Here is a 9,060-nt window from a genome sequence, read left to right on the forward strand (position 1 = left end):
GCGCCCCGAGACCCGCGAGGGCCTTGTCAACGTAGTGCGCAACAGCTTCCGGTCCGACTCTCCACACCGCATCACCCCGCAGATGCTCGGTCGGATCCGACAGCCGACCCTGGTGCTCTGGAGCGACCACAACCCCGGCACCGGACCGGAGTTCGGCCGCAAGCTCGCCTCGCTCATCCCCGACGCGCAGTACTCCTGCATCGCGGACGCCGGCCACTGGCCGCAGTGGGAGAAACCCGACGAGCACGACTCGGTCGTCACCGAGTTCCTCCGCACCTGACCACCGCATTCGCCGACCGGCCGGATTCACCGAGGCTGCGGACACGTCGTCAGCCGAGGAGAACACGCTGCCGACCCGGACCGGTCCGGCCACGCGGACGGGGCAATTGCTGCTGCGTGGCCGGACTCCGGCGCCGATGACCTAGGAACCGCCGGACGACGGCCGTTCGCCGGGTGGTATCGGCTTGATGGGCGAGGGCCCCATCGCCGTGCGCGGTACCGACGCTGCCGCTCGGGCGGCGTGCGCGGTACCGACGCTGCCGCTCGGGCGGGCATCGCCTCCATCCCGGTGGGCCGCTACGGAGATCCCGCCGAGTACGCGGCAGCGGTTGCCCTTTCGGCGAGTTCGCGCGGGGGCTGTATCACCGGCACCCCGTTGCGTGTGAACGGCGGCTTGATCCCGTCGATGTGACCTTTTGCGCTGGGAAGTGGAGGAAATACACATGCAGTTGTTGGTGAGACAGGTCCGATGGGAGGCCGCAGGGGTCGTCTCCCTCATCCTGACGGATCCGATCGGACGGGACCTGCCCGGATGGCAACCGGGGGCCCACATCGACCTGACGGTCGGGGACGGCTCGGTCCGGCAGTATTCGCTGTGCGGTGACCCGGACGACCGGAAGTCCTACCGCATCGGCGTCCTGCGCGAGGCCGACGGCCGAGGCGGTTCCCGGTTCATCCACGACCGGTTGCGCGTCGGCGCGCTGATCGACGTGGCGGGCCCTCGCAACCACTTCCCGTTCCACCCGCCTTCCCGTATCCGCTTCGTGGCCGGCGGCATCGGCATCACCCCGCTGATACCGATGATTCGGGAAGCCGAGTACCGGGGGCTGGACTGGGAGCTCACCTACGGCGGCCGCAGCCGGGCCTCGATGGCGTTCCTCGACGAGCTCGACTCCTCGCGGGTGCACGTGCATCCCGCTGACGAGGACGGGCCGATCGACCTCGACACGGCACTCGGCGATCCCTGCGAAGACACCGCGGTCTACATCTGTGGCCCGGGCCGGCTTTTGGACGCCGTCGAGGAGCGGGCCTCCTCCTGGCCGCGGGGCGCGCTCCACCTGGAGCGCTTCTCGGCTCCGCCCGCCGCCGTGCCCGAATCCGGCGACGTACCGTTCGAGGTCGTGGCCAAGCGCAGCGGCATCACGGTGACCGTGCCCGCCGACGGGACCATCCTCAGGACACTCGAAAACGCCGGCGTGAGCACGCTGAGCTCCTGCTCCGAAGGGATATGCGGGGCCTGCGAGACGCTCGTGGTGGACGGCAAGCCCGATCACCGCGATCACGTTCTCGGAGAAGAGGAGAAAGCAAGCGGCGAGTACATCATGATCTGTGTCTCGCGCGCCTGCACCGAACGGATCGTCCTCGACATCTGAGTTCGCATCGATCGGTGAGAAGGGGAGCCGACAGCGATCGAATCGGTTCTCGAGAACGGAGGATCCGCGCGCCCCGATGCGGAACACACGCGCGACCGCGCAACGCCATCATGGCGCCGTTCCCGTTCCCGTTCTCGTCCCCGTTCCCGGTTCCGCTTCCGCTTTCGCTCCCGCTCCCGTGCGCGGCTGCGTTGCGCACGATCATCTGCGCGCCCGGGGCGTACTGGCGCAGTCCGGTCTGCACGTTCACCGTGACGTGGTCCCGGGGGGTTGCCGGGCCAACGCAGACGGCCGTCGCCGGGGGTGGCCTGCTTGTCGGAAACTCCGCCCGAAGGACGACGCCGCGCATTCCCCCGGGTCGACGTTCCGCCACCACCTGATGCCACCGACTTGTGGTTGCTAGAGTGGTGGCATGACAGTGATGACGCTGCGGATCCCCGACGACCTCGACGCTTCGATCCGCGCGGGCGCGGCGGCGGCGGGCGTGTCCCTGAACGCGTACATCGTGCGTGCTGCCCGCCGCCAGGCCGTCCTGGACGCCGCTCACCGACTGGCCGCGCTCGGCCTGGGCGAGGATCTGTGCGAGGAGGGCGACGCCCTGTGAGACGAGGCGAGGTCTGGACGCTCGGCGACGGCCGAGACGTCCTGATCGTCTCCCTCGACGGCCTCGAACAGGCATACTCCGCACTGCTGGCGATCGTGCTCCACCCCGCCGGCCGCTACCCCGACACCGCGATGTCCGTTGTCCTCGACGAGCCCCTCCCACGCACCGCGGTGGCCGTCAACCTCCAACAACTACGGACCACGCGCTTCGACGACGCCAAGCCCGTCGGTACCGTCGACCCCGCCGTGATGGAACGCGTCGACCAGGCCCTGCGCGCGGTCCTGGACCTGTAGATCACCCCCGGCGCTCGGCTGCCGACGGAACGCACGAGGCAACGCCCGGCCGAGCACGATCAGCTCCCCCGTGTCACGGCGCGATTGTGCGTCCAGGCCGGTCGTCGGCTCGTCGAGGAACAACACCTCCGGCCGCCCGAGGGGTGCCGGCGCGAGACCCAGCCTGCGGCGCTCGCAGCCGGAGAACTGCTTGACGCGCACCTGCCCGCGCTCCGCCAGGCGCACGAGTTGCCATACCTCGTCCACGGGGCGGGCACCGCTGGTGCAGCCGGCCCACATCCGGGCGGACTCCACGACCGTCGGCTCGGTGGGGAAGCCGCCCTCGTGCACATCACCCCGATGCGGGGCCGCACGAGGGTGCGTTCGCGGTACGGGTCGAGGCCGAGCACCCGGACGGTCCCGGCGGCGCGGGTGGCCAAACCCTCCAGGGGTTCAGATGCGGGCGACGGCTCGAACCGGTGCGCCGTCGAGGCCGACGAGGGGGAGGGGAAGGCAGATGATCTCGAAGGTGTCGGGGAGATCGTCGACCGAAACCAGGCATTCGACCAAGGCGGTCTCGTCGGCGAAGAGTCGCCGATGGATCGCCGGGTTGGTTCGGTCGTCGCCGGGGGAAGGGGTGTCCAGGCCGACGAACAGCGGGGCGTGCGAGGCGAGGTAGGCCGCCGCGTCCTCGGTGAACACGGGCCAGTCCCGGAAGTAGCCGGGGCCCCCGGCGCGGCGGGACCAACCGGTGGAGAACACCACCCGGTCGGCGACCGCCAGCACGTCGGCGTGCCGGCGCAGCGTGTCGGTGTCGATGACGGCCCCCGGGGCGAGCGTGCCCAGTCGCACGAGGTGGGCGGGGCCGATGCAGCGGGCGAGGTCGAGTCGGTCGACGGTGCGGGTGCCGGCGGTGAAGTGCGCGGGCGCGTCGATGTGCGTACCGAGTTGACTGAACAGGTGCACGGTCGTCATGGCGACGTCGTCGGTCTCCACACGGGAGAACGTCTCGAAGACGGCGGTGGGTTCGCCCGGATAGGCGGGCATGTGGTGGGAGATGGGCATGGTCAGGTCGACGACGGTGCCCGAGGGGTGGGTCATGCGAGCCCTCCGGTGAGGGCGAACTCGGCGTTGGTGGCGGTGAGTCCGCCGTCCGCGACGACCAGGCTCCCGGTCATCGCGCGGGTCTCCCCGCCGGCGAGGAGACCGACGATGGCGGCGATGTCCTCGGGTTCGGCGATGCGCCGGGAGGGATAGAGGCGTTCCATCTGCGCGCGGGCCGCCTCCGGGTCGTCGGCGAGGTCCCAGATGCGGGTGGTCAGCGGGGTGCGGACGGCGCCGGGGCAGACCGCGTTGACGCGGATGCCGCGCCCGGCGAAGGCGAGCGCGGCGGAGCGGGTGAGTTGTACGACCGCGCCCTTGCTGACGCAGTAGGCGCCCAGGACGGGGTCGGCGGTGAAGCCGAGGACGCTGGCCATGTTGACGATGGCCCCGTCGTGGGCGAGGAGGCGGTCGGCCGTCTTGATGCCGCGGAACATACCGGTGACGTTGGTGTCCAGGACCGCGGTGAACTCCTCGACGCTGGTTTCGAGCAGCGGCCGTTCGGGCTGGTACGCGGCGTTGTTGACGAGGGCTCGCAGGGTGTGGCCGCAGGAGGCGAGGTGTTCCTCCACGCGGGTCCAGGTCTGTTCCTCGGTGACGCTGCCGACGATGCCGGTGTGGTCGGCGGCGAGGGCGTCGGGCAGGGCGGGGTCGTCGATGTCGACGCCGACCACATGCCAGCCGCGGTCGGCGAACCAGTGTGCGCAGGCAGCGCCGATGCCGGTCCGGGCGCCGGTGACGACGACGGCGGGACGGTCGGATTCTGGGGTGGTGAGGGTCACGGGGTGGGCTCCGGATTCTTCGTCGCGTCGCCGACGGCGAGGTGGAGGGCGGTGAGGAAGTCGTCGAGGTCGGTGTCGGTCATCGGCGTGGACAGGCAACCGGTACCGCGGGCGTTGATGTGGACACCCCTGGCGAGCAGCCCCGTTCGGACCCTAGTCCACGTCCGGTCGTCGGCGGCGCGCCACGTGCGGTAGTCGCGTACCGGGCCTTCGATCAGGCAGATGTTGAACATCGACCCGGTGCCGTTGACGGTGACCGGCAGGCCGTGCTCGGTGAAGACCTTCGCGATGCCGTCGCGAACCCGGGCGCCCGCGTGGTCCAGCGCCCGGACCTCCTCGGCTCCGAAGTGGCGCACGGTGGCCAGTCCCGCCGCGAGTCCGACGTTGAACGCGGTGAACGTTCCGGTCTGGGCGATGGCCGGGGCGAAGCCGTCGAAGGCCCGCATGATCTCCTCGCGGCCGCCGAACGCGGCCAGCGGCATGCCCCCGCCCATGATCTTGCCCAAGGTCACGAGGTCGGGCACGACACCGTGCAGGCGCTGGGCGCCGCCGGTGTCCAGGCGCATGCTCTGGATCTCGTCGACGATCAGCAACGCGCCGTGGCGGTGCGCGTGTTCGGCGAGAAACGCCAGGAAGCCCGGCTCGGCGGTGACCAGCCCGGCGTTGCCGAGGAATGGCTCGACCACGACCGCGGCGATCTCGGACCCGTGCTCGGCGAACGCGCGCCGCACGCCGGCGCGATCGTTGTACACGGCAACCAGCGTCGGCACGTCCAACAGGCCGGCGCTGTTGGGTACGCCAGGACCGAACGCGCCCGGGGGCAGCGGCTGTGCCCCGATCGACTGCTGCACCTCGTCGCCGCTGCCGTGGAAACCCCCTTCGAACTTCAGCAGCCGCTTCCGCCCGGTGAACGCGCGCGCGGCCCGGGTCGCGAACGCGACCGCCTCGGTACCCGAGAGCGCGAACCGCAGGCGCTCCATCACGGGGAAGCGCTCGGTGAGCAGGTCGGCGAACTCGCGCTCGCTGGTGCACGGCGCGCCCAGGGCGCCGCCGCGTCGCAGTTCCGCGATCGTCGCCTCGACGGTGGGGCCGTGCGCGTGCCCGTGGATCAGGCTCGTGTAGTTGTTGACCAGGTCGAGGTAGCGGTTGCCGTCGACGTCCCACAGGTACTGGCCCGATCCGCGCTCCGCGAACACCGGGTAGGGCGCGTAGGCCAGCGTTTGGCGCGAAACGCCCGCCGGGATGCGCCCGCTCGCCCGGACGTAGGAACCCTCCGAGCTGGTGGTGCGCTTCCGGAGGGCTCGCGTCGCCGCGTCTGCCGGGATATTCGTCATGGGCAACTCCGTTGCGGATGGAAACGTGGGTGGAAACGCCGGTGGGAACCCGGGTGGGAAGGCGGATGCAAACCCGGGTGGGAACAGGTGGGCGGATACGGCCGCGCGCCACCGAAGGGCCGGCCCCGGGAGGACGCCCCCCGGGCCGGCGGGTCGCTTCATGTGTAGCAGCGCGGAACCACACTGGCAATACCGGTAATACCACTTGCGAAGACCGTCAAGCCTGAAAGGTCACTTTTGAGCTGGTCAGAGCTATCTTGGAACCGTGAAAACGGCCCGATGCTCGGGCTCGTCCTTGACAACTGGTAATACCTGATCTACCAATTCTCCATCGGCATTCGCATCGCCCGGCACCCAGCACCCGGCACCCAGCACCCAGCGGAGGAACCCATGGCCAAACGACCAGTCCTCATCGACACCGACACCGGCGTGGACGACGGCATGGGTGTGATCTATGCCCTGGGCCGTCCCGAACTCGACGTCGTCGGCGTGACCACCGTCTTCGGCAACGTGTCGGTCGAACAGGTGACGCGCAACTCGCTGCTCATCCAGGAGCGGCTGGACCGGCGCGACGTACCGGTGGCGCCGGGCGCGGCCAAGGGCCTCCTCGGTAGTCCCGTCTTCCACGGCGGCATCCACGGCCGGGACGGCATCGGCGAATCCGGACTCGTGCCCGCCGACGGCGCGCCCGACCCCCGCTCGGCGGTCCGACTGATCCTCGACCTGTCGCACCGATACGCCGGAGAGCTCGAGGTGATCGCGCTCGGCCCGCTCACCAACGTGGCGATCGCCCTGCTCGTCGATCCCACCCTGGCCCAGCGGCTGCGCCGGGTCGTGTGGATGGGCGGGGCGGTGGCCTCGCCCGGCAATGTGAGCGCCGTCGCGGAGGCGGACGCGGCGCACGATCCCGAGGGCGCGCAGGTGGTCCTCGAATCGGGCGTCCCGGTCACGTTGGTGCCGCTGGACGTGACCGACGCGACGCTCCTGCGCGAGGCCGACCTGGAGCGAGTGAAGGCCGGCGGTACGGCCGCCGGGGCGCTGGTGGCGGCGTTCGCCCCCTTCTACATGGAGTTCTACAGCCATCGACTGGGGGAGTACGCCTGCGCGATGCACTCCCCGCTGACCGTCGGCATCGTCGCGCGCCCCGACCTGATCATCCGCTCCGGGGACTACCCCACCGCCATCGAACTCGCCCCCGGCCTGTCCCGGGGCGCCACCGTGGTGGACCGCCGGGTCCGGCCCCCGGAGCAGCTGTTGCAGGCCCTCCCGGCGCGGATCATCGAGGAGGTCGACCACGCCGGCTTCATCGAGGACTTCGTCACCACCGTCACCACCATGTCCCCGGCCGCGTCGTGACCACCCCCCACCCCACCCCGCGACTCCCGCTGGCCGTCCTGCACGACCACCTCGACGGCGGGGCGCGACCCGAGACGCTCCTCGAACTGGCGGCGGAACTCGGGCACCCGATGCCCGCCGAGACCCCGCACGCGCTCGCCGCGTGGTTCGCCGCCGCCGCGAACACCGACCTGGACGCCTACCTGGCCACGTTCGAGCACATCATGCCCATGCTCCAGACCCAGGACGCGCTGCGTCGGATCGCCTACGAGACGGTGCTGGATCTGGCCGCGGACTCGGTGGTGTACGCCGAGCAGCGATTCGCCCCCGAGGAGCACCTGACCGCAGGACTCCCGCTCGACGCAGTCGTCGAGGCCGTCCAAGACGGATTCGCCGCCGGCATGCGCGACGCCCGTACCCCCGACGGGCACCCGGTCGTCGTCAACACCATCCTGTGCGCCCTGCGCACCGAACCCCATTCCCGCGACATCGCCTCCCTGGCGGTGCGCAGACGCCGCAGCGACCCCCGCCTGGTCGGGTTCGACCTCGCCGGCGCCGAACGCGGCGCGCCCGCCTCCGACCACGCCCAGGCCCTGCGCATCGCCCGCGAGGGCGGCGTGTCCCTCACCGTGCACGCCGGAGAGGAGACCGGCCCCGACCATGTCGCCGACGCGCTGACCCACGGCGCCCAGCGCATCGGACACGGCGTGTCGCTGATCGAGGAGTTCACCGACGACGGCGCCCCCGGCCCCGTCGGAGCCGAGGTACTGCGCCGGGGCGTATGCCTGGAACTCGCGCCGACCTCCAACGTCCAGACCGGGGCCGCGCGATCGTTGGCGGACCACCCCCTGGCCCGGCTCCTGCGCGCCGGCCTCCCGGTCACCGTCAACCCGGACAACCGGCTGGTGTCCGGCATCACGGTGAGCTCGGAGTTCCACGCCGTCGCCGCAGCGCAGGGCCTCACGCCCCAGGAGCAACACCGCATCTGCCGCACCGCCGTCCTCGCCGGATTCGGCGACCCGCAGGAACGCCACCGCATCCTGCACACCGTCATCGACCCCGCCTGGACCGCGCACCTCGCATCGGCCCCCCGCACCTCAGGACGGTAGCCATGAGTTCAGCCAGCAAGGACGGCCTCGGAACCGGAACGCTCGGGACGGGCGGCCTGGTCCTGTTCGTCCTCGCCTGCGTGGCCCCGATGGGCGCGGTCGTGTCGATCGTGCCGATGGGCATCTTCCTGGGCGACGGGGCCGGCTTCCCCGGCGCGGTCATCGTGGCCGGCCTCGTCCTGCTCTGCTTCGCCGTCGGATTCGTGGCGATGAGCCGGCACGTCGTCAACGCCGGCGCCTTCTACGCCTACGTCGCCCGCGGCCTGGGCAAACCCGCGGGCGTGGCCGCCTCGTTCCTGGCGACGCTCGCCTACAACGCGTCGTTTTGGAGCCTGGGCGGAGCCGTGGGCTACTTCGCCCACAACCTCTTCGTCGACGCGGGCCTGGACCTGCCGTGGCCGGTGTGGACCGCCGTCGCCCTCGCGGTCGTCGCGGTGCTCGGCCGGCGCAACATCGACCTCAGCGTCAAGGTCGTCGGCTGCGCCCTCCTGCTGGAGGTCACCGCCATCGTCGTTCTGGCGGTCGCCATCGTCGCCGACCGCGGCACCGCCGCCTTCCCGTTCGACTCCTTCGAACCGTCCGCCCTGACCTCCGGCTCGCCGGGCATCGCCCTGATGTTCGCCTGCAACATGTTCATCGGCTTCGAGGCCACCGTCCTCTTCGGCCGAGAGTGCCGCGACCGGGCACGCACCGTCCCCCGCGCCACCTACCTCTCGATCGCACTGATCGCCGTCTTCTACGCACTGGCCTCGCTGATCCTGGTCGGCAGCGTGGGCAAAGACCACGTGGTCGACGCCATGAACGGCGACCCCGGCACGTTCGTGTCCCGCCTTTCCGAGCAGTTCGTGGGTCACGCCTGGGGCACCGTGAT

At 70.9% G+C, this 9,060-nt stretch carries 10 protein-coding genes and 1 pseudogene; 7 read left to right on the forward strand and 4 right to left on the reverse strand.

The genetic code is table 11. The annotated features are described in order from the left end of the window. From GT354_RS13130 to GT354_RS13145, 4 genes are all read left to right on the forward strand, one after another. Positions 1 to 280: alpha/beta fold hydrolase (locus GT354_RS13130; RefSeq protein ID WP_161356485.1), on the forward strand; the 280-nt coding region annotated here is incomplete at its 5' end. Between the two features lie 442 nt (positions 281 to 722). Further along, positions 723 to 1,652 (forward strand): PDR/VanB family oxidoreductase, encoded by a 930-nt coding sequence (locus tag GT354_RS13135; protein WP_161356486.1) that lies wholly within the window; start codon positions 723 to 725, stop codon positions 1,650 to 1,652. A gap of 412 nt (positions 1,653 to 2,064) precedes the next feature. Beyond that, complete coding sequence (locus GT354_RS13140; protein WP_237534726.1) at positions 2,065 to 2,256, forward strand: toxin-antitoxin system HicB family antitoxin; 192 nt, start codon at positions 2,065 to 2,067, stop codon at positions 2,254 to 2,256. Beyond that, positions 2,253 to 2,549, forward strand: coding sequence for a type II toxin-antitoxin system PemK/MazF family toxin (locus GT354_RS13145; protein ID WP_161356487.1), 297 nt, complete (start codon positions 2,253 to 2,255; stop codon positions 2,547 to 2,549). Before GT354_RS13140 ends, GT354_RS13145 begins: the two co-directional genes overlap by 4 nt. 57 nt (positions 2,550 to 2,606) lie before the next feature. Here GT354_RS13145 and GT354_RS53900 read toward each other — a convergent pair. From GT354_RS53900 to GT354_RS13160, 4 genes and pseudogenes are all read right to left on the reverse strand, one after another. Then, positions 2,607 to 2,983: pseudogene (locus GT354_RS53900) on the reverse strand (ATP-binding cassette domain-containing protein); the annotation flags it as partial. Beyond that, positions 2,982 to 3,629: a cyclase family protein gene (locus GT354_RS13150; protein ID WP_161356488.1), complete on the reverse strand. Its 648-nt coding sequence runs from the start codon at positions 3,627 to 3,629 to the stop codon at positions 2,982 to 2,984. The pseudogene GT354_RS53900 and the gene GT354_RS13150, both read right to left, overlap by 2 nt. Beyond that, entirely contained in the window at positions 3,626 to 4,411 is a 786-nt protein-coding gene (locus GT354_RS13155; RefSeq protein WP_161356489.1) for an SDR family oxidoreductase, read from the reverse strand. The genes GT354_RS13150 and GT354_RS13155 overlap by 4 nt, the downstream gene beginning before the upstream one ends. Then, on the reverse strand, positions 4,408 to 5,745 hold the full coding sequence (locus tag GT354_RS13160) for an aminotransferase class III-fold pyridoxal phosphate-dependent enzyme (RefSeq protein WP_161356490.1): 1,338 nt from the start codon (positions 5,743 to 5,745) through the stop codon (positions 4,408 to 4,410). The genes GT354_RS13155 and GT354_RS13160 overlap by 4 nt, the downstream gene beginning before the upstream one ends. Before the next feature lie 390 nt (positions 5,746 to 6,135). Here GT354_RS13160 and GT354_RS13165 point away from each other — a divergent pair, with 390 nt between their 5' ends. The 3 genes from GT354_RS13165 to GT354_RS13175 all read left to right on the forward strand — a co-directional run. Then, positions 6,136 to 7,101, forward strand: a complete 966-nt coding sequence (locus tag GT354_RS13165) for a nucleoside hydrolase (protein ID WP_161356491.1) — start codon at positions 6,136 to 6,138, stop codon at positions 7,099 to 7,101. Next, entirely contained in the window at positions 7,098 to 8,189 is a 1,092-nt protein-coding gene (add, locus tag GT354_RS13170; protein WP_161356492.1) for an adenosine deaminase, read from the forward strand. The genes GT354_RS13165 and add overlap by 4 nt, the downstream gene beginning before the upstream one ends. Positions 8,190 to 8,191: 2 nt before the next feature. After that, a partial coding sequence (locus GT354_RS13175) for an APC family permease (protein ID WP_161356493.1) occupies positions 8,192 to 9,060 on the forward strand: 869 nt, incomplete at its 3' end.

It is taken from the genome of Streptomyces sp. SID3343 (assembly GCF_009865215.1).
Taxonomy (GTDB): Bacteria; Actinomycetota; Actinomycetes; order Streptomycetales; family Streptomycetaceae; genus Embleya.